The organism is Salipiger bermudensis (genome assembly GCF_019801965.1).
GTDB lineage: Bacteria > Pseudomonadota > Alphaproteobacteria > Rhodobacterales > Rhodobacteraceae > Salipiger > Salipiger bermudensis_A.
In genome coordinates this window covers 133,705-160,416 of record NZ_JAHVIA010000006.1, presented here as the reverse complement: position 1 = coordinate 160,416, position 26,712 = coordinate 133,705, and the positions used below count along the sequence as shown (strand labels likewise).

Below are 26,712 nucleotides of genomic sequence, written 5' to 3'. Positions count from 1 at the left end.
TGGCCGCAGGCCAAGAGGGGGCGGCGCCCCCTGTCTTCCGTCTTGAAGCCGCGCCCTGCGTCGGCCGACGCGCTTGCGCGGCGAAACCCCTCAGAACCCCGCGAGTTCGGTTTCCGCCGTGGTGACCGTGCCGCTGGTGTCGGTCATCGTCACCCCCACGCGGCGGGTCTCGCCCGGCACCGAGAGGCTGATCTGCGGGTTCTCAGAGAGCGAGATGCTGCCAGTCATGTCGACATAGCCGCCGCTCTCGGTCTCGATCTCGAGCGTCTCGACATAGCGCATGGGGATGAAGAGCAGGGTGATCTGGTCCATCTGCATGCCCGAATGCGACGGGTGCGAGATGTCGACATCGAGCCGGCGCAGGCGCTCGGAGAGCGCCGCGAGCCGGTCGACGGCGGGGCCGTCGCCCACCGAGAGCACCATGTCGCCGAGCGTGGCGAGTGCCGCCTCGGGATCGGTGCCGGGCGGGGCGGCGCAGGCGCCCTGGCCGGAGGTCTTGACGAAGGCCTCCGCCACGAAGAGCCGGCCGTCGGTCATCTCGGCCACCACGTGCAGCGGCGTCGGACCGTTGATGCGCAGCGTGGTGTCGAAGAAGAAGCGCGGCTGCGGCTGGCGCAGCTCGAAGACCGCCGAGACCGGCATCGGGTTCTCATCCAGCACCACCGCGACCTTGCCGATCTGCCCGCCTTCGGGGGCCGCCACCTGCGCGGCGATGCGGGTGCGGGCGTCGTTGTCGGTGCGGTAGGGCGCGTCGAGCGCGATCACCCCGTCGCCCGGCAGCATGGGGCGGTCGCCGTAGAGCTGCGCGCGGATGCCGTCCCAGGCTTCGCCCGCCTGCAGCGGCAGCGCCGCGAGGCTCAGCGCGGCGGCGAGCAGGAGGCGGGGCAGGGGGGCTGTCATGGCAGGTCTCCGTCGTAGAGGAAGGCGCCGAAGGCGCGCGGGCCGTCGGCGGTGTCGAGCAACGCCACGGTCTCGAGGCTCTCCGCGTCGATGACGCTCAGCGTGTTGTCGAACCAGTTGGCCACCGCGATGCGGCCATCGGCGGTGGCGGCGATGCCCTCGGGGTATTCGCCGGTGTCGAGCGTGGCGACGGGCGAGAGATCCGCGAGCGCGATCACCGAGAGCGTGTTCTCGTACTGGTTGGTGACGAAGGCGCGGCCGGCGGCGAAGGCCACGCCGTAGGGGCGCTCGCCCACCGCGACAGTGGCCAGCACCTCGCCTGCCTGCGGATCGATCACGCTCAGGTCGTTGCTGCCGACATTGCCGACGAAGAGCCGGCCATCGGGCGCGAAGCCGAGGCCGAAGGGGCGGGTGCCGACCGGTACGCTGCGCAGCAGCGCCAGCGTCGCAGTGTCGTAGAGGCTGATGCGGTCGGCATCGCGTTCGGCGCTCGCGAGCAGCCTTCCATCCGGCGAAAGCGCCAGCCCGGCCGGGGCGGCGCCGGCGGGGAGCTCGGCCTCGAGCTCCAGCGTGGTGCCGTCGAGGGTCCAGAGCCGCGCGTTGTACCAGTCGGAGACGAAGAGGCGATTGTTGCGGGCATCATAGGCGGTGCCGATCGGGCCGCCGTCGAGCACCACCGATGCGGTGACCTCGCCATTCAGCGCATAGCGCCGCACCGTCTTGCTGTCGGGCGACACCGTGAAGACGGCGCCCCCGCCCACCGCCACACCGGCCGGTTTGCCGGGCACGTCCCAGCGGGCGCGCTCTTCGCCGCTGTCGAGGTCGAGCACGCTCACCGCGTCGCCGGTCTGGCAGGTGACGAAGGCGATCTCCCCCGCCGCGGGCAGCGCGGCGAGGGTCAGGCTCAGCCCGAGGGCGAGATCACGAAGACGGCTCACCGAACCGCTCGACCAGCGCCTGCAGCCCGGCTTCGTAAACGCCGGTCACCGCCGCGATGGCGGCCTCGTCGTTGAGTTCGGGGGGCGGATCGTTGTTGGGGTAGCCCCGGTAGAAGGCGCCGCGCCATTCCACCACCGAGCCGCCGCCGTCGCGCGGCATCACGGTGAGATGCGACGAGTAGTTGGTCACCGGCAGCACCTCGACCGCCACTTCGGTGATGCGGTAGCTGTAGGACATCTTCTCGTCGGAATACTTGTAGAGCACCTCATCGATCCGCGGCCCCTCGGCGCCCTGATCGGAAAGGTAGAGCGCGCGGGTGGCGTCGATCTCGTTGCCGCCCTCGCCGCTCTGCGAGACCACCGCCGGGTGCCATGTCAGGTCCTGGAAATCGCCGATCGCGGCCCAGACTTCGGCAGGCTCGGCGGCGACCTCGGTCGTCACCGTGACCTTCTGGCGGGTCGGCCCGTGGGCCATCGCTGCGGCGGGGATCATGGCAAGCGCCACGCCCGCTGCAAGCAGGGTTCGTCTGTTCATCCTTCCTCCTCCTTGAAGAATGCGGTTTTCAGTATGTAGTTCATGCCCCGCCGCCAGCTGTCATCGGTGTTCGACCGGATGTCGACCACGCGGCCCTTCACCGTCTCGCCCGTGGATGCATCGCGCATCTGCAGGTTCATCGACAGGATCAGGTTCGAGACCTTCTGGACCTCGCCGACCAGCGCATAGTCGGCGCCCAGTTTTTCCGCCATGCGCGTGTCGCAGCCATAGCACTTGGCCGGGTTGACGATCCGGTCGCGCTCGTCTGCCACCGGCTCGAGATCCAGCAACTCGTAACCTCCTTGCGCAAAGCGCTCCGCCACCAGCTCCTCCAGCATGGTGATGCGCGAAAGCTCCGCCGGGTCCTGGCCCAGTTCGGCGGTCTGCAGCGAGGAATCCAGAAAGGTGATGCCGAAGAACGCGACCTTCTCGCCGGCCAGAGCAGGGCCGGAGAGCGCCAGAAGCAGCAGGAACGCGGGTCTAAGCATCGGATCCTTCTTGGAAACCTCTTAGAAATTAAGAGTCGTATCTCATCGTGCCGTCGCTACCCTCGTTACCGCAACCGAACCAAAAGTATCGGTTTCGGGAAAAGCCTTTGACCGGCAGGGTTTGAGGCACGCCCGGCAGGAGGAGCCGGGCAAGGGAGGAGACAGTGCTGACATCGCTCGCCCCGCTCATCGCAGCGGTTTTCCTGTTCGCATCCGGCGGCATCGCGCAGGCGCTCGACATCCGCGCCGCGGTGCTGCGCGTCGATTACCCAGAGTTGCTGCCGATCTCGCGCTATGACCTGCGCCCCGACGACCTCGCCTTCGCCGGCGCGGCGCTGGCCGACGAGGACAACGCCACCACCGGGCGCTTCCTCGGCCATACTTATGAGACGGTGAGTGTGGCCGCCGCGCCGGAGGAGGCGGAGGAGGCGCTTGCAGAGCTGCTCGCGGACGGCATCCGCTACGTGGTCATCGATGCCAAGGCGCCGGAGCTGCTGGCGCTGAGCGACCGTGCAGCGGAGGCCGAGGCGCTGGTCTTCAATGCCCGCGCGCCGGAGGTGGCGCTGCGCGGCGAGGAGTGCCGCGCGAACCTGCTGCACATCGCGCCGTCGGTGGCGATGCAGGCCGACGCGGTGGCGCAGTTCGCGATCTGGAAGCAGTGGAAGCGCTGGCTGCTGGTCTCCGGCTCGAACCCGGAAGACCGGGCGCTCGCCGAGGCCTATCGCCGGGCGGCGCGCAAGTTCGGCGCCACCATCGTCGAGGAACGCGAGTTCGAGGATACCGGCGGCACGCGGCGCACCGATAGCGGCCATGTTCTGGTGCAGCGCCAGCTGCCGACCTTCATGCAGCGCACCGAGCCGCATGACGTGGTGATTGCCGCCGATGCCAGCGACTATTTCGCCGCCTACCTGCCCTATCACCTCTGGACGCCGCGCCCTGTCATGGGCAGCGCCGGGCTGCGCCCGGTGGCGATCCACGCCGCCCACGAGGCCTGGGGCGCGACGCAGTTCCAGAACCGCTTCGAGGAACTGACGCAGCGCCACATCCAGGAGGAGGATTACAACGCCTGGCTGGCGCTGCGGGTGCTGGGCGAGGCGGTGACGCGGACCTCCTCGGACGATCCGCAGACCCTCGAGGACTACATCCTGTCGGACGCCTTCGAGCTCGCCGCCTTCAAGGGTCAGAAGGTCACCTTCCGGGCCTGGAACGGCCAGCTGCGCCAGCCGATCCTGCTCTACGATGACCGCATCACCGTCAGCGTCAGCCCGCAGGAGGGCTTCCTGCACCAGCGCTCGCCGCTCGACACGCTGGGGCTCGACGAACCCGAATCCGCTTGCACCGCATTCCAGTGAGGACACCGATGAAACACCTGATGCTCTCCGCCGCGCTCTGCATGGCCGCCACCGGGGCGTTTGCCGGCAAGGCCTTCGTCTCGAACGAGCGCGGCAACACCATCACCGTGGTCGATACCGAGACCTGGGAGGTGATCGAGGAGTTCTCGGGCGGCAACCGCCCGCGCGGCATCACCCTCTCGCCCGACGGAGCGCTGCTCTATGTCTGCGCCTCCGATGACGATACGGTGCGGGTCTTCGACACCGAGACTTACGAGGAGCTCTACACCCTGCCCTCGGGGCCGGACCCGGAGCTCTTCGTGATCCACCCGAGCGGCAGCCCGCTCTACATCGCCAACGAGGATGACAACCTCGTCACCGTGACCGACACCGAGGCGCACACGATCCTTGCGGAAGTGCCCGTTGGCGTCGAGCCCGAGGGCATGGCGATCTCGCCGGACAGCAAGTGGGTGGTCAACACCTCCGAGACCACCAACATGGCGCATTTCATCGACACCAGCGATTACCAGATCAAGCACAACATCCTCGTCGACCAGCGCCCGCGCTACGCGGAGTATCTCTCCGATGGCTCGCGGCTCTTCGTCAGCTCCGAGATCGGCGGCACGGTGAGCGTCATCGACGTGGCCGAGGACGGCACCCCGACCCTCAAGCAGAAGATCGGTTTCGAGGTGCCCGGCGTACTGCCGGAATGGCTGCAGCCGGTGGGGGTCAAGGCCAAGAGCGATGGCAGCCGGATCTTCGTGGCGCTGGGGCCGGCCAACCGCGTGGCGGTGATCGACGGCGAGAGCCTCGAGGTGGTCGATTACATCATGGTCGGCCAGCGGGTCTGGCAGATGGCCTTCACGCCGGGCGAGGAGTACCTCGTCACCACCAACGGCAATTCCAACGACATCACGGTGATCGACGTCGCCGCTGAGAAGGCGATCAAGTCGATCCAGGTGGGGCAGCAGCCCTGGGGCGTGGCGATCACGCCCGACTGAGGCGCGTGGCCTTGGCCTTTGGTCGTGTGGACAGGGGGCCTTCGCGCGCAGAGAGTTCAACGAGGGCCACGGCCCTGCACGGGAGGAAGATCATGACGACGACATTCGGAAAACTCGGCGCGCTGGCGCTTGGGCTTTGCCTCGCCGCACCGGCGCTTGCCGATGACCACGCGGTTCCGGAGGAGGCCAAGGAGCAGATCGCGGCGAAGCTTGCCGACCTGCGCTGCGAGGTCGATCCCGACGATATCGAGATGACCGACGAGGGCGGCTACGATCTCGACGACGTGATCTGCGAAGGCACCGGCCAGTTCGACATCGTTCTCGACGCCGAGTTCAACGAGGTGAGCCGCCGCGCAGAATAGACAGACGCGCGCCCGTCGCGAGAGACATCGCCCAGTCCCGCGCGCGGGGCCGGGCCTCAGGGAGGAGCACATGAAGACATTTTTGACCGCGCTAGCGCTGGGATGCGTCACCGCTTTTGGCGCCATGGCGCAGGAGCTGCCGGTGGTGCGCGCGGCGGTGCTCAAGATCGGCACCGTCAACTGGGAGCTGGCGACCATCGCCGAGCAGGGGCTCGACGAGAAGCACGGCTTCAAGCTCGAGGTCATGCCCTATGCCGACAACGGCGCGACCCGCATCGCGGTCGAGGGTGGCGAGGCCGACATGGCGGTGGCCGACTGGATCTGGGTGGCGCGGCAGCGCGCCGAGGGCAAGGATTACGTAGTCGTGCCCTATTCCCGCGCCGTCGGCGGGGTGGTGGTGCCCGAGGGCTCGGAGGCCGAGACGCTGCAGGATCTCGCGGGCGGCAAGATCGGCATCGCCGGCGGGCCGCTCGACAAGAGCTGGCTGATCCTGCGCGCCTATGCCCAGCAGGAATACGGGATGGATCTGAAGGCCGAGACCGAGCAGGTCTTCGGCGCGCCGCCGCTGATCTTCAAGTCGGGCCTTGGCGGCGATTATGCCGGGGCGATCAACTTCTGGCATTTCCTCGCCAAGATGAAGGCCGCCGGGATGCGCGAGCTGATCTCGGTCGAGACCGCCGCCAGCGCGCTCGGGCTCGACCCGGACGTGCCGCTCCTGGGCTATTACTTCAAGGGCGACTACCTCGCGCAGAATGACGGGCTGGCGCAGGCCTTCTACGAGGCCAGCCGCGAGGCCAAGGCGCTGCTGGCCGAGGACATGGCCGCGTGGGAGGCGATCCGCCCGCGGATGAACGCAAAGAGCGACGCCCAGTTCGAGCAGCTGCGCAGCGATTGGCTGGCCGGCGTGCCGGCGCGCGGCCCTGTGGATGGCGACGCGGCGGGCAAGCTGCTGTCGCTGATGGCCGAGCTTGGCGGCGCCGAGCTGGTGGGCAAGGCCGAGAGCCTGCCCGAGGGCCTGTTCGCGGAGGTCGAATGACGCCGGACCTGCACAACGGGGCGGGCCGGCACATGTCCCCGCCGAAGGCCATCCCGGCGGAGGCCGCGATCCGGGTCGACATCGTCTCGAAACGCTTCGGTCCGACCGAGGTCTTGCGGGGCGTGCATTTCTCGGTGGCGCGCGGCGAGACCGTGGCGCTGGTCGGCCCCTCGGGCATCGGCAAGTCGACGGTGCTGCGCATCGTCGCCGGGCTCGACCGCGCCTTCGACGGCGAGGTGCAGCGCCCCGAGGCGGTGGCGATGGTGTTCCAGGAGCCGACGCTGCTGCCGTGGCGCACGGCGCTTCAGAACCTTACGCTTGTTCACCCCGACCTGGGCGATGCCCGCGCCCGCGCCATGCTGGCGCGCGTCGGGCTCAAGGGGCGCGAGCAGGCGTTTCCACGCAGTCTCTCGCTCGGCCAGCAGCGCCGGCTGGCGCTGGCCCGCGCCTTCGCCGGCGCGCCCGAGATGCTGATCATGGACGAGCCCTTCGTCTCGCTCGACCCAGAGCTGGCCGAGGCGATGCTCGGCCTCACCGAAGAGCTGATCGCCGAGCATCGCCCGGCGACGATATTCGTCACCCATGCCAGAGACGAGGCCGACCGCCTCGCCAGCCGGGTGCTCGAGCTGCGCGGCGCACCGGCCACGCTTTCCCCGCATCTGATCTGAAGGAGATCTCCCGCATGAAATTCCCGCTGCTCGCCGCCGCGTTCTCGCTCTTTGCCCTGCCTGCAATGGCGCATGATTTCGGCTTTGCCGGGGTGCTGTCCAACACCAACAAGGGCGAGATGCCCGGCATCCTGCTCTCGGTCGGCCAGCCGCTCACCGACGGGCCGATCGCGCTCAAGTCGGGGATGCTCTACGAGCTCGAGATCGAGGCCGACGGCTCTGGCGAGCTGGCGCTGGAGGGCTCGGGCTTCTTCCGCGCGATCTGGGTCAACGAGGTTGTGGTGAACGGGCTTGAGATCCGGCCCTTCGGGCTCGAGAGCGTCGAGTTCGACGAGGCCGGCACGATGGAGATCGAGTTTCTCGCCATCAAGCCCGGGCGCTACTTCCTGCGCATCCCCGGCAGCACCGGCGAGAGCCAGCGCGTCGAGATCACCATCCAGTAAGGCACACGGCCTCCGGCGCGCCGACCGGCGGGCCGGGGGCGCTCAGACCGGCGGCCACATCCGGCTGAAGATGCCGTCGCGCTTGATCAGCCCGTGCATGGCTGCGGCGCCGATATGGGCGGCAAGCAGCGCGATGATGACGTAGCGGCTGAAATGGTGGATCGCCTTGGCGGTATTGGCCAGCGCCTCGTTCTTGGCGACCATGCCGCCGATCAGCGGATCCCAGAACTCCATCGGGAAGCCGCCGGCCTGCACTCGAACGATGCCCGAGATCGCCATTACGATCAGCGTGAGGTAGAGCAGCCCGTGCACCGCCTCGGCGGCGGCGGCCTGCGCCCGCGGCAGGTGGGCCGGCATCGGCGGCGCCTTCTTCACGAGGCGGACCAGGATGCGCAGCGCCACGAGGATCAGGATCACCGGACCGATATTCTTGTGATACAGAAACAGGCTGTTCTGCAGCGGGCGCGAGATTCCCTCCTGCACCATGATCAGCCCGGCGGGAATGGTGCTCAGCACCAGCAGCGCGGTCAGCCAGTGCAGCAGGCGCGACAGGCTGGGGTAGCGCTGCGGGGGGAGCTCGGTCGGGCTGGCCATCGGGTTCTCCTCCTGGGTCGATCTTTCTCACGATAATATGAACCTTCCTCCCCGGTAAACAGCACTCAGCTTGACAGGACCCCAAGCTGTGACACTTCATTTCAAATGCACTCGCCCGATGCACATTCCCCGATCCGCGCCCCGGGCCCGGTCGCCGCGCTGCTTCTCCTGACCGGAGCGCTGGCCGTCGGCCTGTTCCTGCTGGCGGATGCGCTGGCCGGGGCGCCGATGCTGAGCCCGGTGCTGGGCTTTGCCCTCGGCGCCGGGGTGGTTGCGCTCTGCCTGCAGCGCCACTGGCGCGCGCCGCGGCTGGGCTATGCCAACGCGCTGACGCTTGCGCGGCTGGCGCTGGCGGCGCTGATGCTGGTGCCGCTGCTGCGCCCCGGGCTGACGGAAGGCGCGACCGGGTGGGCGATCTTTGTGCTGGCATTGGTGACGCTGGCGCTCGACGGGCTCGACGGGCCGCTGGCGCGGCGCGCCGGCCTCGCGGGGCCGTGGGGGGCGCGGTTCGACATGGAGGTCGACGCGGTCTTCGCGCTGCTGCTCTCGGCGGTGGTCTGGCAGAGTGGCGCGGCGGGGGTTTGGGTGCTGCTCCTGGGCGGGATGCGCTATCTCTTCGTGCTGGCGTCCTATGCCCTGCCGTGGCTCGCCGCGCCGCTGCCGCAGCGCTTCCGGCGCAAGCTGGTCTGCGTGCTCCAGATCGGCGCTCTGGTCATCCTGCTCGCCCCGGTTGTGACGCCGCCCCTGAGCGTGGCGATTGCGCTTGCCGCGCTGGCGCTGCTGACATGGTCCTTCGCGGTCGACGCGCTCTGGCTGGCGAGGCACCGGTGAGCGGCGGCGCGCGGCTGGCGGTCGGGCTCATCGCCTCGGCGCTGCTGATCGATCTCGTCCTGATCCAGCCCAACCACCCGAGCGCGCTGAGCTGGCGCGCCCTGCGGCTCGTGCCGCTCGAGTTGCCGGTGCTGCTCCTGGGGCTCCTGGCGTTGGGGCGGCGGGCGGTCTGGCTGGCGGGGATCGCGGCGCTGGCGCTGCTGTTCATGGTGCTCGTGAAACTCGCGGATTTCGGCGTCTACACGGCGTTTTCGCGCGGCTTCGACCCGCTGGCCGACATGCACCTGCTGCCCGCCGGGCTGCATCTCCTGTCCGGCAGTATCGGCGTGGCCGGCACGCTGATCGTCGGGCTCCTGCTGGCGCTGGCACTCGCTGCCGTCGCCTGGCTGCTCTACCGCGCGCTTGCGCTCTGGGCCCGCACGGGCAGCCGTCTGCCGGTCTCATTGCGCGCCGTTGCGGGGGCCCTGGCGCTGGTCTTTGCCGGGCTCTCGGCGGTCGAGATCCGTACTGCGCTCAACGGCTGGCAGGGCTGGAACCCGCCGGGCGCCGCCTTCACCGCGCGGCTCGGCGCCGAGCACCTGCGCGATTTCAACCGTTCGCGCGATGCGCTGGCCGAATTCCGCACCGCCGCCGAAACCGACCCCTGGGCCAGCCGTGAGGGGCTTTTGGCGCAGCTCGGCGGGCGCGACGTGGTGATCGTCTTCATCGAGAGCTATGGCCGCGCGGCTTATGACAATCCGCTCTACGCCGAGCGCCACGCGGCCACGCTGGAGGCGGGCGAAGACGCGCTTGCGAAGGCGGGGCTCGAGGCGCGCTCGGGCTGGCTGGCCTCGCCGGTGATGGGCGGGCAGAGCTGGCTGGCCCACGGGGCGCTGGCTTCGGGGCTCGATGTCAGCGACCAGACCCGTTACCGGGCGCTGCTGGCCAGCCCGCGCAAGACGCTGTTCACGCTGGCGCAAGAGGCGGGTTACGAGAGCGTCGCCGTGGCGCCGGCCATCGTCATGCCCTGGCCTGAGGGGCCGCAGCTTGGCTTCGGCACGGTGCTGGCCGCCGCTGATCTTGGCTATCAAGGGCAGCCCTTCAACTGGGTGACGATGCCCGATCAGTACACGCTCTCCGCCTATGAGCGACTGGCGCCGAACGGCACGCCGCTCCTGACCGAGATCGCGCTGATCTCGAGCCACGCGCCCTGGACGCCGGTGGCAGAGATGGTGCCTTGGGCGCAGGTCGGCGATGGGCGGGTCTTCGATGCGCAGGCGTCGCAGGGGCCGAGCCCGGGCGAGGTCTGGGCCAATCGCGACACCATCCGAGATCACTATGGTCGCGCGCTCGACTATTCCATCGAGACGGTGCTGAACTGGGCCGCGCTGCCGCGCGAGACGCCGCCGCTGCTGATCGTGCTGGGCGATCATCAGGCGGCGGGCTTCGTCTCGCAGCGCGGCGGGATGGACGTGCCGGTGCACATGATCGGGCCGCCCGAGGCGGTGGCGCTGTTCGAGAGCTGGGATTGGAGCCGCGGCCTGACCCCCGATCCGGCGCTCGAGAGCTGGCCGATGAGCGCCTTCCGCGACCGGTTTCTGGCGGCGACGAGCCTCGAGCCGGAGGGCGGCCTGTGAGATGGCTGCGCATCCTGCTGCCGCTGGCGCTGATTGCGCTCTGCCTGTGGCTCGCCGACGGGCGCGCGGTGCTGGCGCGGCTCTCGGGGCTGTCGCTCGGCTGGTTTGTCGCGGCGATGGTGGCTCTGCACGCGGTGACGCTGCTCTCGGCGCTGCGCTGGACGCTGACGGCGCGGGCGCTGTCACTGCCGCTCGGCGGCGGGGAGGCGGTCCGGGAGTACTACCTCGCGCAGTTCGTCAACCAGACGCTGCCCGGGGGCGTGCTGGGCGATGCGGCGCGGGCGATGCGCAGCCGCAAGGGCGGGCCGATGCGCCGCGCCGCGCAGGCAGTGGTGCTCGAGCGCGCCTCGGGGCAGGCCGGCATGGCGCTGGTGGCGGTGCTTGGCCTCGTGCTGATGGCGGCGGCGCCGCGGGCGGTATTGCCGGCGAACCTGCCCTCCATTGCGTGGCTGCCGCTGGGCCTGCTCATAACGCTTCTGCTGGCGCTGGTGCCGCTCGGACTCAGCCGCGCCGGCGGCCGCGAGGATGGCTGGCGGCGCGCCGTGAAGACCGCGCTGCTAAATCGCTGGGCCATACAGGCCGGGCTGTCGCTCTCCGTCGCGCTGCTGACCGTCGCGGGCTTCGGCCTTGCCGCCCGCGCCACCGGCAGTGCGCTTGCCCCTGCCACCGCGCTGCTGATCGTGCCGCTGATCCTGACCGCCATGCTGCTGCCCGCGTCGGTCGCAGGCTGGGGCTGGCGCGAGGGCGCGGCGGCTAGCCTCTTCGCGATGGCGGGGCTCGGGGCTGAGGCCGGCATAGCCGCCAGCATCGCCTTCGGCCTCGCCATGCTGCTCGCTGCCCTGCCGGGGGCATTCTTCCTGCAACGCCCGCGCCCTGAGGCCCCGCAGGAGGCCGCAAAGATTGCTTCGCCAAGCGAATAACCTACTCTTCTGAAAAACCGGGAGGACTTTTGCCATGACGTTCCGCACCCCCAGCCGCCGCCTCTTTCTTGGCGGCGCCCTCACCACCGCCACCGCCGGGCTGATCCTGCCGCGCCGCGCGCTGGCGCAGGAGGCGGTCAACTTCCAGCTCTCCTGGCTGCACTCGGTGCAGTTCGGCGGCAGCTACATCGCGCAAAACAAGGGCTACTGGAGCGATGCCGGTCTCGAGGTGGCGCTGCAGCCCGGCGGCCCCAACGCGCCGGTCGAGCCGCCGGTGGTGGCGGGCACCGCGCTCGTCGGCATCTCGGCGGCGGATTACACCGCCGCGGCGGTCAACCAGGGCGCGCCGTTCAAGATCATCGGTGTCGCCATGCAGAAGAACCCCTTCGCCATCGCCTCGCTGGCGGAAAACCCGGTGAACAGCCCCGCGGATCTCGTCGGCAAGAAGATCGGCATGGCGCTGGCCAACATGCCGGTGCTTGAGGCGCTGTGTTCAATCAACGATGTCGACATCGCCGAAATCGAGGTTGTGCCGACGCAATATGACCCTGCGCCGCTCGTGCAAGGGCAGGTCGACTGCCTGCTCTGCTGGGCCACCGATCTGCCGGTCGCGATGGAGATCCAGGGCGTCGAGAGCGTCACCATGCTGCTTGCCGATCACGGCTACGCGGTGCACTCGCAGACCTATATCGCCACCGAGGACAGCCTTGCGAACCGCCGCGATCAGCTCGTGGCGTTGATGAAGGGCGAGGTGATGGGCTGGCAGGACTACCACGCCGACCCCGCCGCTGCCGCGGCGCTCACCGTCGAGATGTTCCCGGATTCCGGGCTCGATCTCGCGACGCAGGAGCTGCAGGCCGAGCGTCAGGTGCCGCTGATGTTCTCGGATCTGACCGAGGCCGAGGGCTTCGGCTGGTTCACCGACGAGACCGTAGCCGCCAATGTCGAGACGCTGGCGCTGCTCGACAAGCCTGTGAGCGCCGATCTCTGGGATCGCTCGATCCTGGAAGAGGTGCATGGCTGAGAGGCACGGGGATGCCTGATGAACCACGGCCCGACATCCGCCTGACCGGCGTCTCGAAGAGCTTCGGCGCGCCGGGGCGCGAGGTCCCGGCGGTGGCGCCGCTCGACCTTCGGCTCGCCGGGGGCAGCATGACCGCGCTGGTCGGGCCCTCGGGCTGTGGCAAGTCGACGTTGCTGCGCCTGATCGCGGGGCTCGAGCGCCCGTCCTCGGGCGAGATCCGCATCGGCGACGAGAGCCCCGACGATTTGCGCAAGCGCGCGGCGCTGTCGGTGGCGTTTCAGGACGCGGCGCTCTTGCCCTGGCGCACGGTGGCCGGCAACGTGGCGCTCGGTCGCTCGCTGGCGCGCCGTCCTCGCGATGCCGGCGCGGTTTCCGAGCTGATCGAGCTGGTGGGGCTCTCGGGCTTCGAGGCGCAGCGCCCGGCGGAGCTTTCCGGTGGCATGCGGCAGCGCGCCGCGATTGCCCGGGCGATGGCGAGCGCGCCGGAGCTCTTGCTGCTCGACGAGCCCTTCGGCGCGCTCGACGAGCTGACCCGCGACCGGCTCAACGCCGAGCTGCCGCCACTCTGGGAGGCGCATGGCGCGACCTCGGTGCTGGTGACGCACTCGGTGGCCGAGGCGGTGCGGCTCTCGGACCGCATCCTCGTCCTGACCCCGCGCCCGGCGCGCATTGCAGCCGATATCGCCGTGGATCTGCCGCGCCCGCGCGATGCGGTGGTGCTGGGCTCGGAGGCCTTCCGCGAGACCTGCGGGCAGGTCTCGGCGGCGCTGCGCGAGGGGCAGGCGCCGGGCCGGCTCGCGGCGCAATGAGCGGGGCGCTGGCGCTGCGGGGCGCGCGCCTGCCGGGGGGCGGGCTGATCGGCTCGGTGCTGGCGGTCGCGGTCTGGGAGATCGTGGCGCGGCTGACGGCGCAGAGCTTCTTCATCGCCGCCCCGAGCGCCATTTTGTTGCACATGACGGAGCATGCCGGGCTGCTCTGGCGGGCGCTTGGGGTGACGCTCTGGGCTGCTTTCAGGGGCTTTGTCTGGGGCAATCTCGCCGGTGTGCTGATGGCGCTGCTGGTGGTGCTCCTGCCGCGGGGCGAGCGGCTGATTTCGACCCTGGCGCTCTTGGTGTTCTGCCTGCCGCTGGTGGCGACCGGGCCGATCCTGCGGGTGCTCTATGGCCCCGGGGACGGGCCGCAGGTCACGCTGGCGGCGCTGGCGGTCTATTACACCACCTTCCTGCCGGTGCTGGTGGGGCTGCGCGCCGCGCCGCAGGGCTGGTTCGATCTGGTGCGCAGCTACGGGCGCGGACGCATGGTGGCGCTGCGCGAGGTGCGGCTGCCGGCGGCGCTGCCCTATCTCGTGGCGGGGCTGCAGATCGCCGCTCCGGCGGCGTTTCTCGGGGCGATGGTGGGCGAGTTTACCGGGGCGGAGCGGGGGCTGGGCGTGCTGACGGTGCGGGCGCTGCGGGCGCTAGACCTGCCGGCGACGTGGAGCATCGCGGTCATCACCTCCGCGGTCTCGGTGCTGGCCTTCGCCGCCGTGGGCTGGGCCGGGCGCAGGCTCGATCTCGCGCCGCCGCAGGTGCTTTTGGCCGCGCCGGGACAGGCGCGGCGGAGCGCGTGGCAGGGGCCGGGCGAGGCGCTGCTGGCGCTCGGAGTGACGCTGGCGCTCTGGAAGGGCACGATGGAGCTTTTCGCGCTGCCGCGCTTCTTTGCCAAGCGGCCGGAGGATGTCTGGGCCTACATGGTGAGCGGGCCGGGGGCGGAGGCGCACCGGGCCAAGCTCTTCGCTGCCATGGGCGAGACTTTGGCCTTTGCGGCGCCGGGCTACCTCGCCGGGCTGGCGCTCGGGGCGGGGCTCGCGGTGGCGCTGACGCTGGCACCGCGCGCTGCGGCGTTCACCATGCCGGTGGCGATCGCGCTGCGCTCGATCCCCATCGTCGCCACCGCGCCGCTGATCGTCTGGGCGCTGGGGCGGGGGGCGGCGGGCACCATCGCAGTAGTCGCGGTGATGATCTTCTTCCCGACGCTGGTCGCCTGCCTGCATGGGCTGGCGCGCACGCCGCGCGCGGTGCTCGACCTCTTCGAGGTCTACGCGGCGGGGCGCTGGCGGCGGATGCTCGGGGCGCAGCTCCCGGCGATGCTGCCGGCCTTCTTCGCCTCGGCGCGGATGGCGATCCCTGCGGCGATCCTCGCGGTGACCACCGCCGAGTGGCTCGCCACCGGGCGCGGCGTGGGCGCGCTGATGGCGACCGTGGCCTCGACCTCGGATTACGGCATGCTGTGGAGCGCCATCGCGCTGATCGGGCTGGCGGCGGTCTTGGCGCATGGGGCTGTCGTCGCGCTTGAGCGGGTCGTGCTGGCGCGCACCAATGCCGAGCAGCTGGCGCGATGAGAGCCTGCGCCTTTGCGATCCCGGGCGATCACCGCCAGAAGACCGGCGGGTTCATCTACCAGCGCCGGCTGCTGGAGGAGTTGCAGGCCTCGGGGCGCGCCGTCACCCATGTATCGCTTCCCGCCGAGGGGGCGGCAGGAGAGCAAAGCGCGGCGCTGCGGGCCGAGGTGGCGCGGGTGCTGGAGGCGCTGCCGGAGGATCAGCCGCTGATCCTCGACGGGCTGGTCTTCGCGGCGATGAAGACCGAGGGGCTGGCGCGGTTGCGCTGCCCGGTGGTGGCGATGCTGCATCACCCGATGGGCATGGAGCAGGGCCTTGCGCCCGCGCTCTCGCGGCACCTGCTGGCGCAGGAGATCGCCAATATCAGGCGCGCCCGTGCGGTGGTGGTGACGAGCCCGCACACCAAGCGGACCTATACCGAGCTCGGCGCCGATCCGGGCAAGATCACCGTGGCGCTGCCGGGCTATGATGGCCCGCGCGATCTGCCGCGGATCGAGGCCGGGCCGCGCATCCTCTCGGTCGGGCTCTTGGCGCGGCGCAAGGGCCATGACGTGCTGATCCGGGCGCTGGACCGCGTCTCGGATCTCGACTGGGACGCGCAAATCGTCGGCAAGAGCTTTGATCCGGCGGTGGAGGCGGAGCTGCGCGCGTTGATCGCCGAGACCGGGCTGGCCGGGCGGATCGCTCTCGCCGGCGAGCTATCGGACCAAGCGCTGGCGCAGGCCTATCGCGAGGCGCGGGTCTTCGCGCTGGCGACGCGCTACGAGGGCTACGGCATGGCGCTGGCCGAGGCGCTCTGCCACGGGCTGCCCATCGTCACCTGCGCGAGCGGTGCGGTGCCCGACACGGTGGGGGAAGGCGCGCTGCTGGCCCCACCGGATGACCCGGAGGCGTTCGCCGCCCATCTGCGCCACCTGCTGAGCGATGACAGCGCCCGCGAGTCGCTGGCCCGCAAGGCCTGGGCCGAGGGCCGGGAGCTGCCGCGCTGGTCGGAGACGGCGGCGATCATGGGAGACGTGCTCGACAGGCTCTGAGCGTTCAGCGGTCGCGCACCGGCAGCGGCCGGGTCAGCACGTAGGTGGCGGCGCCGCCCATGGCGAGGCCCTGAAACAGCAGTGCCGGCCAGGGTAGGCGCATCCAGAGGCTGACGGCAAAGACCAAGAGCATCATGCTGGCGGCGGTGATCTTGGCGCGTCGCGAGATCGCACCCTCGGCCTGCCAGTCGGCGATCATCGGGCCGAAGAGCCGGCTCTCGACCAGCATCCGGTGCATCCGGTCCGAGCCGCGCGCGTAGGAAAACGCGGCGAGCAGCACGAAGGGCGTCGTCGGCAGCACCGGCAGCACGATGCCGAGCAGCCCCAGCCCGAGGGCCAGCGTTCCGAGCGTGATCCAGACAAAGCGCATGCGGGTTCCGCCTCTTGCGTCCTGCGCAATCTAGGCCGGGCGGGGGCGAATTGCCATGCGACCTCTGCGCTTTTGTGCCAACCTGCGCCCGGGCCCATCGGTTCCCGGCGCTCGGCTCTTCACCGTCACAGGCCGAGAAACAGGCGGAAAAAGCGGCTCACACCCCGCTGGAAGCTTGCGACGTGGGGTCAGTCGGACTATGTGGCCCCCACACAGCCCCGCCCGATGCATCACGCCTCCCTCGCAGCCAAGGTCCTGACGCGCATGCAGACGCCCTACTACCTCATCGACAAATCCCGCCTCCTGCCCAACATGGAGAAGATCGCCCATCTCCGCGAGCAGTCGGGCGCCAAGGCGCTTCTGGCGCTGAAATGCTTCGCCACGTGGTCGGTCTTCGACATGATGTCGGAGTACATGGACGGGACCACCTCCTCGTCGCTCTTCGAGGTCAAGCTCGGGCGCGAGAAATTCCCCGGCGAGACCCATGCCTATTCCGTGGCCTGGGCACCGGACGAGATCGACGAGGTGCTGGCCTCGTCGGACAAGGTGATCTTCAACACCGCGCAGCAGCTCATGCGCTTCGAGGAGAAGAGCCGCGATCACACCCGCGGGCTGCGGGTCAATCCCGGCGTTTCGACTTCGGGCTTCGACCTCGCCGATCCGGCGCGGCCGTTCTCGCGTCTCGGCGAGCACGCGCCCGAGGATATCGAGCCGGTGGCCGAGCTGATCTCGGGCTTCATGTTCCACAACAATTGCGAGAACGCGAGCTTCGAGCGCTTCGACGAGATGCTGGGCCAGATCGAGGCCCGCTTCGGCGCGCTCATCAGGCGGATGAACTGGATCTCGCTCGGCGGCGGCATCCATTTCACCGGCGAGAGCTACCCGCTCGACAAGCTGGCCGAGCGGCTCAAGCGCTTCGCCGGCGAGAACGAGGTGCAGGTCTATCTCGAGCCCGGCGAGGCGGCGATCACCAAATCGACCACGCTCGAGGTGACGGTGCTCGACACGCTGTTCAACGGCAAGAACCTCGCCATCGTCGACAGCTCGATCGAGGCGCATATGCTGGATCTGCTGATCTATCGCGAGAGCGCCAAGATGCAGGAAAGCGGCGATCAGGAGTGGATGATCTGCGGCAAGTCCTGCCTCGCGGGGGACATCTTCGGTGAGTTCCGCTTCCCCAAGCCGCTGCAGGCCGGCGACCGGCTGAGCATCCAGGATGCCGCCGGTTACACGATGGTCAAGAAGAACTGGTTCAACGGCGTGCAGATGCCGTCGATCGCCATCCGTGAGCTTGACGGCACCGAGCGCCTCGTGCGCAGCTTCGGATACGAGGATTTCGCGGCGGCCCTGTCGTGACACGACCGCGCCTCGCGGCGCACCCACTTAAAGTTCAAGGAGGGTAAAGTCTTGAAGAAGACCGTTCTCATCATCGGCGCCGGCGGCGTCGCCCAGGTGGTGGCGCATAAATGCGCCCAGAACAACGACGTGCTGGGTGACCTGCATATCGCCAGCCGGACCAAGGCCAAATGCGACGCGATCATCGAGAGCGTGCATGCCAAGGGCGCGATGAAGGTCGACGGTGCCTTCGAGGCCCACGCGGTCGACGCGACGCAATCGGCCGAGGTGGCCGCGCTGATCCGCAAGACCGGGGCGGAGATCGTGATCAACGTGGGCACCGCCTTCGTCAACATGCACGTGCTCGACGCCTGCATCGAGACCGGCGCCGCCTATATCGACACCGCGATTCACGAAGAGCCCGACAAGATCTGCGAGACCCCGCCGTGGTATGCCAACTACGAGTGGAAGCGCCGCGACAGCTGCGCCGAGAAGGGCGTGACCGCGATCCTCGGTGCGGGCTTCGATCCGGGCGTTGTCAACGCCTATGCCCGCTTTGTCATCGACCAGATGGACGAGGTCAAGAGCATCGATATCGTCGATATCAACGCCGGCTCGCACGGCAAGTATTTCGCCACCAATTTCGACCCGGAGATCAACTTCCGCGAATTCACCGGCGTGGTCTATTACTGGGAAGACAAGCAGTGGAAGGAAACCACCATGTTCGCCTCCGGGCGCGAGTGGGATCTTCCGGTGGTCGGCCCGTCCAAGGCCTACCAGTCGGGCCATGACGAGGTGCATTCGCTGGCGACCAACTATCCAGACGCCGACGTGCGCTTCTGGATGGGCTTCGGCGATCACTACATCAACGTCTTCACCGTGCTGAAAAACATCGGCCTGCTGTCGGAGCAGCCGGTGACCCTCGCCGAGGGCCAGGAGGTGGTGCCGCTGAAGGTGGTCAAGGCCTGCCTGCCCGATCCCGCCTCGCTGGCGCCGGACTACACCGGCAAGACCTGCATCGGCGATCTGGTCAAGGGCGTGAAGGACGGCGAAGAGGTCGAGTATTTTGTCTACAACGTGGCCGATCACAAGGAAGCCTACGAGGAAGTGGGCTCGCAGGGCATCTCCTATACCGCCGGCGTGCCGCCGGTTGCCGCGGCGATGCTGATCGCCACCGGCGAGTGGGACGCAAAGACCATGAAAAACGTAGAGGAGATGGACCCGAAGCCGTTCTTCACCATCCTCGACCGCATCGGCCTGCCGACCCGCGTCCAGAAGGGTGGCCTCGGCGGCGAGGACATGGCCTGGAACGAGCTCAACGGCTGATCCGCCGCTCTCACCCGAGATCAACGCGAACGCCTCCGCAGATCCTGCGGGGGCGTTTTGCGTTCGGGGGGCGGCGCAGGAAACGGTGGACCTCACAAGCGCGCCATCTGCCCGCGTTCCCGGCCGAGATGCCTTGCATCGCCGCATATTGCAGCTATGGTCGAAAGACTGCAAAATTTCCGAAGGGAGGTAGATTTTGCAAGATATCGGGGAGGCTTTCCGGCTGGCGCTGTCGCTGGTGCTGTCCGGCGACGCCGATCTCTTCGAGATCGTCGGCCTGTCGCTTCAGGTGAGCCTGAGCGCGACCCTGATCGCCTGCGCGATCGGCCTGCCGGTGGGCGCGCTGGTCGCCGTCAGCCGCTTTCGCGGCCGGGGCGCCGTTCTGGTGCTGATCAACGCCCTGATGGGGCTGCCGCCGGTGGTCGTTGGCCTGCTTGTCTATCTCTATCTCTCGCGCTCGGGGCCGCTCGGGTTTCTCGGGCTGCTCTATACGCCGGGCGCCATGATCGTGGCGCAGACCATCCTGATCGTGCCGATCGTCGCGGCGCTGTCGCGGCAGGTGCTTGAGGATTTGCACGGCGAATATGCCGAACAGTTCCGCTCGCTTTGCCTGACCCGCTGGCAAAGCATCACCACGCTGCTCTGGGATGGCCGCTACGCGCTGATGACCGTGGGGCTCGCGGGCTTCGGGCGTGCCGCCGCCGAGGTTGGCGCGGTGATCATCGTGGGCGGCAATATCGATCACCTGACCCGCGTCATGACCACCGCCATCGCCCTCGAGACCTCGAAGGGCGACCTGCCGCTGGCGCTGGCGCTGGGGATCATCCTGCTGGTGATCGCGCTCGGGGTGAACGCCGGCGTCCAGATGCTGCGCATGAGCGCCGCCAGACAAGCAAGCTTAGGGGCCGCCCATGTCTGACCTCTCCGACCTGCGGATGACCGACGCCGTCCGCATCCCCCGCCGCCGCGCGGCCTATGCGCCGAGCTTGCCGCTGCTGCCGCTGCGGGTTTCGGGGCTGCGGCTCGACATCGCGCAGGGCGCGCTGCTCGATGGCGTCGAGCTGACTCTGCCGCGCCACGGCTGCACCGTCATCATGGGGCCGAATGGCGCCGGCAAGAGCATCCTGCTGAAGCTGCTGCACGGACTGCTCGCCCCGAGCGCCGGCTCGGTGAGCTGGAACGGCCTGCCCGCGACCGAGGCCACCGCGCGGCAGGCGTTGGTGTTTCAGAAGCCGGTGCTGCTGCGCCGCTCGGTGGCGGCCAATCTCGATTTCGTCCTGAAGGCGCGCGGCGGTGACCGCGCCCGCCGCGACGCGCTGCTCGCGGATGTGGGCCTTGCGCACAAGGCGCGCCAGCCCGCCCGCTCGCTCTCGGGCGGCGAGGCGCAGCGTCTGGCGCTGGCCCGGGCGCTGGCCACCGATCCCGAGGTGCTGTTCCTTGACGAGCCCACCGCAAGCCTCGACCCGGCTTCGGTGCAGGTGATCGAGCGCATCGTCGGAGAGGCCTGCGCGCGGGGCACCCGCATCGTCTTTGTCACCCACGATATCGGGCAGGCGCGGCGCATCGCCGATGACGTCGTCTTCCTGCATCGTGGCCGCGTCGCCGAGCACAGCGCGGCGGCGGAGTTCTTCCCCGAGCCGCAGTCGCAGGCGGCGCGCGACTATCTCGCCGGTCGGATCGTGCTCTGATCCCGCCGGACCCTCCCAGACCCACAGACCACAGAAGACAAAAAGGGATTTCCCATGACTTTCGCCAGACTGATCGCCGCCACGGCGGCCTCGCTCACGCTTGCGGGGGCCGTGGCCGCGCAGGACACGTCGATCATCGTGCAATCGACCACCTCGACCGCCAATTCCGGGCTCTACGACTACCTGCTGCCGATCTACACCGGCGAGAGCGGCATCACCGTCAACGTGGTGGCCGTCGGCACCGGTCAGGCGATCAAGAACGCCGAGAATTGCGACGGAGACCTGCTCTTGGTGCACGCCAAGCCCTCGGAGGAGAAATTCGTCGCGGCGGGCTACGGCACCCAGCGCACCGACCTGATGTACAATGACTTCGTCATCGTCGGCCCGGAGAGCGATCCGGCGGGCGTTGCTGGCATGAGCGATGTCGAGGCGGCGCTGACCAAGATTTCGGAGGCGGGTGCGCTCTTCGCCTCGCGCGGCGACGACAGCGGAACCCACAAGAAGGAAGTGGCGCTGTGGAAGGCGGCCGGCGTCGATCCGACGGCGGCGTCGGGCGCGTGGTATCGCGAGACCGGTTCGGGCATGGGCGCGACGCTCAACGCCGGCATCGGCATGGGCGCTTACGTGATGACCGACCGCGCCACCTGGATCAGCTTCCAGAACAAGCAGGATTACAGCGTCGAGGTCGAGGGCGACGAGGCTCTCTTCAACCAATACGGCGTGATCCCGGTGAACCCGGAGCATTGCCCCTCGGTCAAGATCGAGGCAGCACAGGACTTTGCCGACTGGCTGGTTTCCGAGGCGGGGCAGGCGGCGATTGCCGCCTACGAGGTCGACGGGCAGCAGCTGTTCTTCCCCAACGCTGCAGGAAGCTGATAGGGTCGCGGGGGCGGCAAGGGTGCCGCCCCCATTTCGCGAGCCCATGACAGACCTGCAGACCCAGACCCACGAATATCTCACCGTCCGCGAACTGGCCGATCTGCTGCGCCTGAAGGAGCGCAAGGTCTACGATCTTGCCGCCTCGGGCGAGGTGCCCTGTTCGCGCGCCACCGGAAAGCTGCTGTTTCCCGCCGCCGAAGTGCGGGCGTGGATCGCGGGGGCGCAAAGCGGCGCGGCCTCGACGCCCCGTCCGGGCGTCTTTCTCGGCAGCCACGACCCGCTGCTCGACTGGGCGATCCGCCAGTCGCGCTGCGGGTTTGCCACCTTCTTCGACGGCTCGCTCGACGGGCTCGCGCGCTACGCGGCGGGCGAGGGCGTGGCCACCGGGCTTCACGTGCGCGACGCGGACGGCTCGTGGAACCTGCGCGCCGCCCGCGAGGTGGGCGAGGGGCAGAACGCGGTGCTGTTGCGCTTCGCCGCCCGCCGCCGCGGGCTGGTCTTGCGGGAGGACGGACCGCAGCCGACGGGGCTGGCCGATCTCGGCGGGCTGCGGCTGGCGCCGCGTCAGGAAAGCTCGGGCACCGCTGGGCTGCTGCGCGATCTGGCGGCGGAGGCGGGGCTGGATCTCGCCACCGTGACCGAGACCGCGATGGAGCGCAGCGAGGACGAGGCGGTGCAGAGCGTGCGCCGGGGCGAGGCCGATGTCACCTTCGGGCTCGAATCCGTGGCCCGCGCCTACGGGCTGGGCTTCGTGCCGGTGATCGAGGAGCGCTTCGACCTGCTGATCGACCGACGCGCCTATTTCGAGCCTCCGATGCAGGGGCTAATCGCATTCTGCCGCTCCGACACCTTCCGCCAGCGCGCCAAGAGCCTCGGCGGCTACGATATCTCGCGGATTGGCGAGGTTGTCTGGAACGCCTGAGCGGTCACTCCGAGGGCGAAAGAGCGTCCTGGTCCCACTGCGCGATCTTGCGGTCGATGGTCTTGCGCGAGACCCCGAGCCGCCGTGCCGCCTCGGCCCGGTTGCCATCGCAGAGATCGAGCATGTGCAGGATGTGGCGCTGCACCACGAGGTCGAGATCCTCGATCGCCTGCGCCCCGGTGACCGAGCCGCCGCCGGAGAATTCCTCCGGGAAGCCGCCGAGGATCACCGAGCGTTCGGCGAGGTTGCGCAGCTCGCGCACATTGCCCGGCCAGTCGTAGCGCCGCAGCTTCAGCAGGGTCTGCTCGTCGAGCTCGAGCCCCGGCATCCCGAGAGATTGCGAGAATTGCGTGGTGAAGAGCGCCGCCAGCTCGAGGATGTCGTCGGAGCGGTCACTCAGCGGCGGCATCTCGACGGTGAGGACGTTGATGCGGTGATAGAGATCGGCCCGGAACTTGCCCTGCGCCACCAGCGCCTGAAGGTCGGCATTGGTGGCGAAGAGGAAGCGCAGGTTTAGCGGCAGCTCGCGCTCGGCCCCCACCGGGCGGATGCGCTGATCCTCGAGCACCCGCAGGAGCGCCGCCTGCAGCGCCTCGGGCATCTGCGCCACCTCGTCGAGAAACAACGTGCCGCCATCGGCGAGCAGCAACAGGCCGGGGCTCAGGCGCTCGCCGCCCTCGATGCTGCCGAACAGCTCTTGGACCATGCGCTCAGTCGAGATCGCGGCGCAGTTGACCGCCACGAAGGGCTTGTCGGCGCGGTCGGAAAGCTGGTGCAGGTGGCGCGCCGCGAGCTCCTTGCCGGTGCCGCTGGCGCCGGTGAAGAGGACCGGGGTGGGTAGCGGCGCGAGCTTGGCCAGCATGGCGCGGACAGCGACCATGACCTCGGACTTGCCCAGCAGCTTGCCCTGGAACAGCCCGGTGCGCAGCTCGCGCCGGAGTAGGGTGTTGTCGCGGCGCAGGTTCTTGCGGTCGAGCGTGCGCGCCACCGCGCCGAGGATCTGGTTGGCGCGGAACGGCTTGAGGACGAAATCGCTGACCCCGGCGCGCAGCGCGGCGATGGCGGTCTCGAGATCGGCATAGGCGGTGATCAGGATGGTGTCGCCGAAGAAGCCGCGGCGCTGCTGCTCGGCCAGCCACTCGAGCCCGCTGGTCTTGGGCATGACGTTGTCGAGGATCACCAGGTCGAAATGCGCCGCGTCGAGCTTTTCCGTGGCCTCGAGCGGCGAGGCGGCCTGCTCGACGCGCTGCACCCGGGGCGACAGCGTCTTGACGAGGAAGTTGCGCATGCCGGGCTCGTCATCGACCACGAGGATCGAGGCACCGGCCAGCGCGGGGCCGTACTCGTCACGGGAGAGATCCTTGGGCGTCACGGGGCCTGCGCTCAGTCAAGCCGGACGTTGGGGCCGGAATAGACCTCCGCGGACGAGAAGCCGATCTCGTGCAGCCCGTAATAGGCCGCGACGCCGATGACGATGATGGCAACGAAGCCGGTAAGCATGGCTTTCATGTGGGTCACTCTCCTGTGGTGGCCGGCGCGGTGCTGGCCTGTTTGAGATAGTCGATCAGGTCGTCGCGGTCACCCCCGCCGGAGATCACCTGCATGGGCATCTTGGAACCGGGAATGTAGTGGTCCGGACCCTGATCGAAAAGCGCGTCGATGGTGGTTTCGCTCCAGACGATGTCGGAGCCGTCGAGCGTGTCTGAATAGCTGTAGCCCGGCACGGTGCCGGCGCGGCGGCCGAAGATGCCGTGCAGGGTCGGCCCGGCCTTGCGCGAGGGGCCGGGGGTCAGGGCGTGGCAGATCGAGCATTTGCGCATGAACTGCCGCTCGCCATTGGGCATGGTCTCGGCCTCGCGCAGGAAGGAGCGCGCGCCGCTGATGCCGGGCGCGAACTGGTCGAGCATGGCGACCGGCCAGGCATAGGCGACATCGTCGAGCCCGCCGGCATGGATCACCGCCCCGTCGGGCGAGAAGGCCAGCGCCCAGACCGGCCCCTTTCGGGTGGCGCGGAAATCGCGGGCGATGCGCCACTCCTGCGTGTCGACGATCATGATGAAGCCTTCGCCGTCGCCCACCGCCAACTGGTGGCTGGCCGCGTGATGCGCCAGCGCCAGGATCGGGCGGCGGTCGAGCGTCAGGTCGGCGATCTGCTCGCCGGTGGAAAGGTCGAGCACGCGGGTGCCGCCATCGACCGCGCCATAGGCGATCCAGCCGTCGCCGAGCGCTAGCCGGTTGATGCCGAAGCCGTGCTGCACCAGCGGCACCGGGGAGCCGCCTGCGAGATCGTAGCGCAGCAGCACGCCGCTCATGGTGGCGGCGTAGAGCGCGCCCTCGGGCCCGAAGGCCACGGCGTTGACGCCCGCGCCGGGGGCGGGCAGGGCGCGTGGCTCGCCGTCCGAGAGCGGCCAGAGCATGATCGAGCCGTCCCAGCTGCCGCTGGCGACGGTCGCGCCATCGGCAGAGACCGCGAGCGCCGTCACCTTGCCCTGATGCTGGCCAAGCGTGCGGGGCTCCTCGCCCCAGAGCCGCACGGTGAAATCGTCGCCGCCGGAGACCAGCGTGCCCCCGGGCCCGAAGGTCAGCGCCGTGACCGCCGCCGCGTGGCCTTCGAGCCAGCGCGGCGTGACCTCGTCCCAGAGCCCGACGGAATTGTCGAAGCTGCCCGTCGCCACTTGCCCCGAGGGGGCCACGGCAATGGCCATGACCGGCCCGCCATGGCCATTGAGGGTGTGGAACTCCGGCTCCGATGCGTCCTGCGCCGCCTCCTGTGCCAGGACGGGCGCGGCGCAGAACATCAGGCCGAGCGCCAAGGCCAGCCGGCCCATGGCGCTCACTCCGCCGGGGTGGCCGACTTGCTGGCCGCCTCCGCCTCGCGCGCCTTCACCTTGTCGTACCAGATCGAGTGGTGCTGGTGCGCCCAGTTCTCGTCGACCTGGCCGGAGCCCATGGCGTCATAGGCGCCCTCCATGCCGACCGAGCCGATATAGATGTGGGCGATGATCACCGCCATCATCAGGAAGGCGACGATGGCATGCCAGAGCTGGGCGAACTGCATCTCTTCCTGTGGCGCCAGTGCCACCGGGAAGCTCTCCCAGCCGAACCAGCCCGGAACGCCCCAGTCGTTGAGGATCGCGAAGGTCTTGGCGAAAAGCGGCAGGTCGAAGGGGAAGAGCAGCGACAGGCCCGAGACCGACACCGAGGCGCCGAGCACGATCACCGACCAGAAGATGATCTTCTGACCCGCGTTGAACTTCTTCGCCGGCGGGTGCTTGTCGCCGATGATGCCGCCGGCCTGCGCGAACCAGGTGATGTCGGTGCGGTCGGGCAGGTTGTGCCAGACCCACATCACGAAGACCATGACCAGAGCGATCATGAAGGCCCAGCTGACGTTGTTATGGATGAATTTCGAGCCCGTCAGCAGCACCGAGTTGAGCTCGTGGCCGAAGGCCGGAATCAGGTACTTGCGGCCGAAGAGCGTCAGCAGCCCGGTCAGGCCGAGCAGCACGAAGGAGCCGGCCAGCGTCCAGTGGGCGAAGCGCTCGATCCACTTGAAGCGCAGCACGGTCTTGCCGGTCTTGCCGCCGTCGATCTCGATGCGGCCGCGCAGCAGGAAGAACACCGCGAGAAGCGCGATGGTGCCGAGCAGCAGCCAGCCGCCATAGGTGCGCAGCGGGCCCTCGCGGAACTCGAGCCACCACATGCCGCCGTCCTGCACCAGCACCTTGCCGTTGGGGTTGAGGGTGGTGACGGTCGGGTCGATCTCGTTGTAGCGCAGGGCGCGCCACAGGTCGGGGTCGGAGGCGCCGCCGAGGGTGCCGAGCTCGGGCGCCTCGGGGGGCTCGCCGCCGATGTTCTCGCGGCGGAACTCGTCATCGACGTTGATGCCGGCTTGGCGGCGCAGAATGTCTTCGAGCGTCTGCGCGCCGCCGGTGGCGGAGCGGTCGGGCTCGGGGGGCACAAGGGTTCCCTGCGCCGCGACGCCCATGGGGGCGGCGGTCATCAGGACCAGTGCGATGAGGGCCAACAGATGGCGCAGCATGGTCATCTCCAATGTCGGTCACGGAAGATCCGCGCGGAACGGCGGCATA

General features: G+C 69.1%; 29 protein-coding genes. 19 read left to right on the top strand and 10 right to left on the bottom strand.

The window, feature by feature from the left end:
• Positions 1-90: 90 nt before the first annotated feature.
• The 4 genes from KUV62_RS14665 to KUV62_RS14650 are packed head-to-tail and all read right to left on the bottom strand — an operon-like array spanning position 91 to position 2,861.
• The gene (locus KUV62_RS14665; RefSeq protein ID WP_222604467.1) at positions 91-900 is read right to left on the bottom strand and encodes a quinoprotein dehydrogenase-associated SoxYZ-like carrier; all 810 of its coding nucleotides are present in this window, start codon (positions 898-900) and stop codon (positions 91-93) included.
• Positions 897-1,838: a YncE family protein gene (locus KUV62_RS14660; protein ID WP_222604466.1), complete on the bottom strand. Its 942-nt coding sequence runs from the start codon at positions 1,836-1,838 to the stop codon at positions 897-899. The genes KUV62_RS14665 and KUV62_RS14660 overlap by 4 nt, the downstream gene beginning before the upstream one ends.
• Positions 1,822-2,373 carry an SRPBCC family protein gene (locus KUV62_RS14655; RefSeq protein ID WP_222604465.1) on the bottom strand — a complete coding sequence of 184 codons (552 nt, stop codon included), beginning with the start codon at positions 2,371-2,373 and terminating at the stop codon, positions 1,822-1,824. The genes KUV62_RS14660 and KUV62_RS14655 overlap by 17 nt, the downstream gene beginning before the upstream one ends.
• Entirely contained in the window at positions 2,370-2,861 is a 492-nt protein-coding gene (locus KUV62_RS14650) for a DUF3280 domain-containing protein (protein ID WP_222604464.1), read from the bottom strand. The genes KUV62_RS14655 and KUV62_RS14650 overlap by 4 nt, the downstream gene beginning before the upstream one ends.
• 164 nt (positions 2,862-3,025) lie before the next feature.
• Between KUV62_RS14650 and KUV62_RS14645 the strand changes: the two genes are divergently transcribed.
• The 6 genes from KUV62_RS14645 to KUV62_RS14620 all read left to right on the top strand — a co-directional run bounded on the left by KUV62_RS14645 (position 3,026) and on the right by KUV62_RS14620 (position 7,702).
• Entirely contained in the window at positions 3,026-4,213 is a 1,188-nt protein-coding gene (locus tag KUV62_RS14645) for an ABC transporter substrate-binding protein (protein WP_222604463.1), read from the top strand.
• An 8-nt stretch (positions 4,214-4,221) separates the two neighbouring features.
• Complete coding sequence (locus KUV62_RS14640) at positions 4,222-5,193, top strand: YVTN family beta-propeller repeat protein (protein ID WP_222604462.1); 972 nt, start codon at positions 4,222-4,224, stop codon at positions 5,191-5,193.
• Positions 5,194-5,285: 92 nt separating this feature from the next.
• The gene (locus KUV62_RS14635; protein ID WP_222604461.1) at positions 5,286-5,555 is read left to right on the top strand and encodes a PepSY domain-containing protein; all 270 of its coding nucleotides are present in this window, start codon (positions 5,286-5,288) and stop codon (positions 5,553-5,555) included.
• Positions 5,556-5,625: 70 nt separating this feature from the next.
• Positions 5,626-6,591: an ABC transporter substrate-binding protein gene (locus tag KUV62_RS14630; protein WP_222604460.1), complete on the top strand. Its 966-nt coding sequence runs from the start codon at positions 5,626-5,628 to the stop codon at positions 6,589-6,591.
• A gap of 32 nt (positions 6,592-6,623) precedes the next feature.
• Positions 6,624-7,259, top strand: coding sequence for an ABC transporter ATP-binding protein (locus KUV62_RS14625; protein WP_222604459.1), 636 nt, complete (start codon positions 6,624-6,626; stop codon positions 7,257-7,259).
• Positions 7,260-7,273: 14 nt separating this feature from the next.
• On the top strand, positions 7,274-7,702 hold the full coding sequence (locus tag KUV62_RS14620; RefSeq protein WP_222604458.1) for a hypothetical protein: 429 nt from the start codon (positions 7,274-7,276) through the stop codon (positions 7,700-7,702).
• 42 nt (positions 7,703-7,744) lie between these two features.
• On the opposite strand, the gene KUV62_RS14615 is transcribed toward KUV62_RS14620, so the two are convergent.
• Entirely contained in the window at positions 7,745-8,296 is a 552-nt protein-coding gene (locus KUV62_RS14615; RefSeq protein ID WP_222604457.1) for a cytochrome b, read from the bottom strand.
• 105 nt (positions 8,297-8,401) lie between these two features.
• On the opposite strand from KUV62_RS14615, the gene KUV62_RS14610 reads away from it, so the two are divergent.
• Genes KUV62_RS14610 through KUV62_RS14580 form a run of 7 tightly spaced genes read left to right on the top strand, consistent with a single transcriptional unit; the run spans position 8,402 to position 16,101 of the window.
• On the top strand, positions 8,402-9,127 hold the full coding sequence (locus KUV62_RS14610) for a CDP-alcohol phosphatidyltransferase family protein (protein ID WP_222604456.1): 726 nt from the start codon (positions 8,402-8,404) through the stop codon (positions 9,125-9,127).
• Positions 9,082-10,743: a sulfatase-like hydrolase/transferase gene (locus tag KUV62_RS14605; protein WP_261395672.1), complete on the top strand. Its 1,662-nt coding sequence runs from the start codon at positions 9,082-9,084 to the stop codon at positions 10,741-10,743. The genes KUV62_RS14610 and KUV62_RS14605 overlap by 46 nt, the downstream gene beginning before the upstream one ends.
• On the top strand, positions 10,740-11,663 hold the full coding sequence (locus KUV62_RS14600) for a YbhN family protein (RefSeq protein ID WP_222604455.1): 924 nt from the start codon (positions 10,740-10,742) through the stop codon (positions 11,661-11,663). The genes KUV62_RS14605 and KUV62_RS14600 overlap by 4 nt, the downstream gene beginning before the upstream one ends.
• Positions 11,664-11,697: 34 nt before the next feature.
• Entirely contained in the window at positions 11,698-12,687 is a 990-nt protein-coding gene (locus KUV62_RS14595) for an ABC transporter substrate-binding protein (protein ID WP_222604454.1), read from the top strand.
• 11 nt (positions 12,688-12,698) lie between these two features.
• A complete protein-coding gene (locus tag KUV62_RS14590; protein WP_222604453.1) occupies positions 12,699-13,496 on the top strand; it encodes an ABC transporter ATP-binding protein in 798 nt (265 codons plus the stop codon).
• Complete coding sequence (locus tag KUV62_RS14585; RefSeq protein WP_222604452.1) at positions 13,493-15,067, top strand: ABC transporter permease; 1,575 nt, start codon at positions 13,493-13,495, stop codon at positions 15,065-15,067. Before KUV62_RS14590 ends, KUV62_RS14585 begins: the two co-directional genes overlap by 4 nt.
• Positions 15,064-16,101: a glycosyltransferase family 4 protein gene (locus KUV62_RS14580; RefSeq protein WP_222604451.1), complete on the top strand. Its 1,038-nt coding sequence runs from the start codon at positions 15,064-15,066 to the stop codon at positions 16,099-16,101. Before KUV62_RS14585 ends, KUV62_RS14580 begins: the two co-directional genes overlap by 4 nt.
• 4 nt (positions 16,102-16,105) lie before the next feature.
• Here KUV62_RS14580 and KUV62_RS14575 read toward each other — a convergent pair whose 3' ends face one another.
• On the bottom strand, positions 16,106-16,471 hold the full coding sequence (locus KUV62_RS14575; protein ID WP_222604450.1) for a YbaN family protein: 366 nt from the start codon (positions 16,469-16,471) through the stop codon (positions 16,106-16,108).
• A 264-nt stretch (positions 16,472-16,735) separates the two neighbouring features.
• Between KUV62_RS14575 and KUV62_RS14570 the strand changes: the two genes are divergently transcribed.
• From KUV62_RS14570 to KUV62_RS14545, 6 genes are all read left to right on the top strand, one after another.
• Positions 16,736-17,827, top strand: coding sequence for a carboxynorspermidine decarboxylase (locus tag KUV62_RS14570; protein WP_222604649.1), 1,092 nt, complete (start codon positions 16,736-16,738; stop codon positions 17,825-17,827).
• A gap of 51 nt (positions 17,828-17,878) precedes the next feature.
• Complete coding sequence (locus KUV62_RS14565; RefSeq protein ID WP_222604449.1) at positions 17,879-19,132, top strand: saccharopine dehydrogenase family protein; 1,254 nt, start codon at positions 17,879-17,881, stop codon at positions 19,130-19,132.
• A gap of 196 nt (positions 19,133-19,328) precedes the next feature.
• Complete coding sequence (locus KUV62_RS14560) at positions 19,329-20,051, top strand: ABC transporter permease (protein ID WP_222604448.1); 723 nt, start codon at positions 19,329-19,331, stop codon at positions 20,049-20,051.
• Positions 20,044-20,820, top strand: coding sequence for an ATP-binding cassette domain-containing protein (locus KUV62_RS14555; RefSeq protein ID WP_410000861.1), 777 nt, complete (start codon positions 20,044-20,046; stop codon positions 20,818-20,820). The genes KUV62_RS14560 and KUV62_RS14555 overlap by 8 nt, the downstream gene beginning before the upstream one ends.
• Positions 20,821-20,874: 54 nt before the next feature.
• Positions 20,875-21,696, top strand: a complete 822-nt coding sequence (locus KUV62_RS14550; protein WP_222604447.1) for a substrate-binding domain-containing protein — start codon at positions 20,875-20,877, stop codon at positions 21,694-21,696.
• 46 nt (positions 21,697-21,742) lie between these two features.
• Positions 21,743-22,621: a helix-turn-helix transcriptional regulator gene (locus KUV62_RS14545; protein WP_222604446.1), complete on the top strand. Its 879-nt coding sequence runs from the start codon at positions 21,743-21,745 to the stop codon at positions 22,619-22,621.
• A gap of 4 nt (positions 22,622-22,625) precedes the next feature.
• Here KUV62_RS14545 and KUV62_RS14540 read toward each other — a convergent pair whose 3' ends face one another.
• The 4 genes from KUV62_RS14540 to KUV62_RS14530 are packed head-to-tail and all read right to left on the bottom strand — an operon-like array spanning position 22,626 to position 26,663.
• Positions 22,626-23,993, bottom strand: a complete 1,368-nt coding sequence (locus KUV62_RS14540) for a sigma-54-dependent transcriptional regulator (RefSeq protein ID WP_222604445.1) — start codon at positions 23,991-23,993, stop codon at positions 22,626-22,628.
• A gap of 11 nt (positions 23,994-24,004) precedes the next feature.
• The gene (locus KUV62_RS22705) at positions 24,005-24,130 is read right to left on the bottom strand and encodes a hypothetical protein (RefSeq protein ID WP_261395671.1); all 126 of its coding nucleotides are present in this window, start codon (positions 24,128-24,130) and stop codon (positions 24,005-24,007) included.
• A gap of 5 nt (positions 24,131-24,135) precedes the next feature.
• Complete coding sequence (locus tag KUV62_RS14535; protein ID WP_222604444.1) at positions 24,136-25,449, bottom strand: c-type cytochrome; 1,314 nt, start codon at positions 25,447-25,449, stop codon at positions 24,136-24,138.
• A 5-nt stretch (positions 25,450-25,454) separates the two neighbouring features.
• Positions 25,455-26,663 (bottom strand): formate dehydrogenase subunit gamma, encoded by a 1,209-nt coding sequence (locus KUV62_RS14530; RefSeq protein WP_222604443.1) that lies wholly within the window; start codon positions 26,661-26,663, stop codon positions 25,455-25,457.
• Positions 26,664-26,712 lie beyond the last annotated feature (49 nt).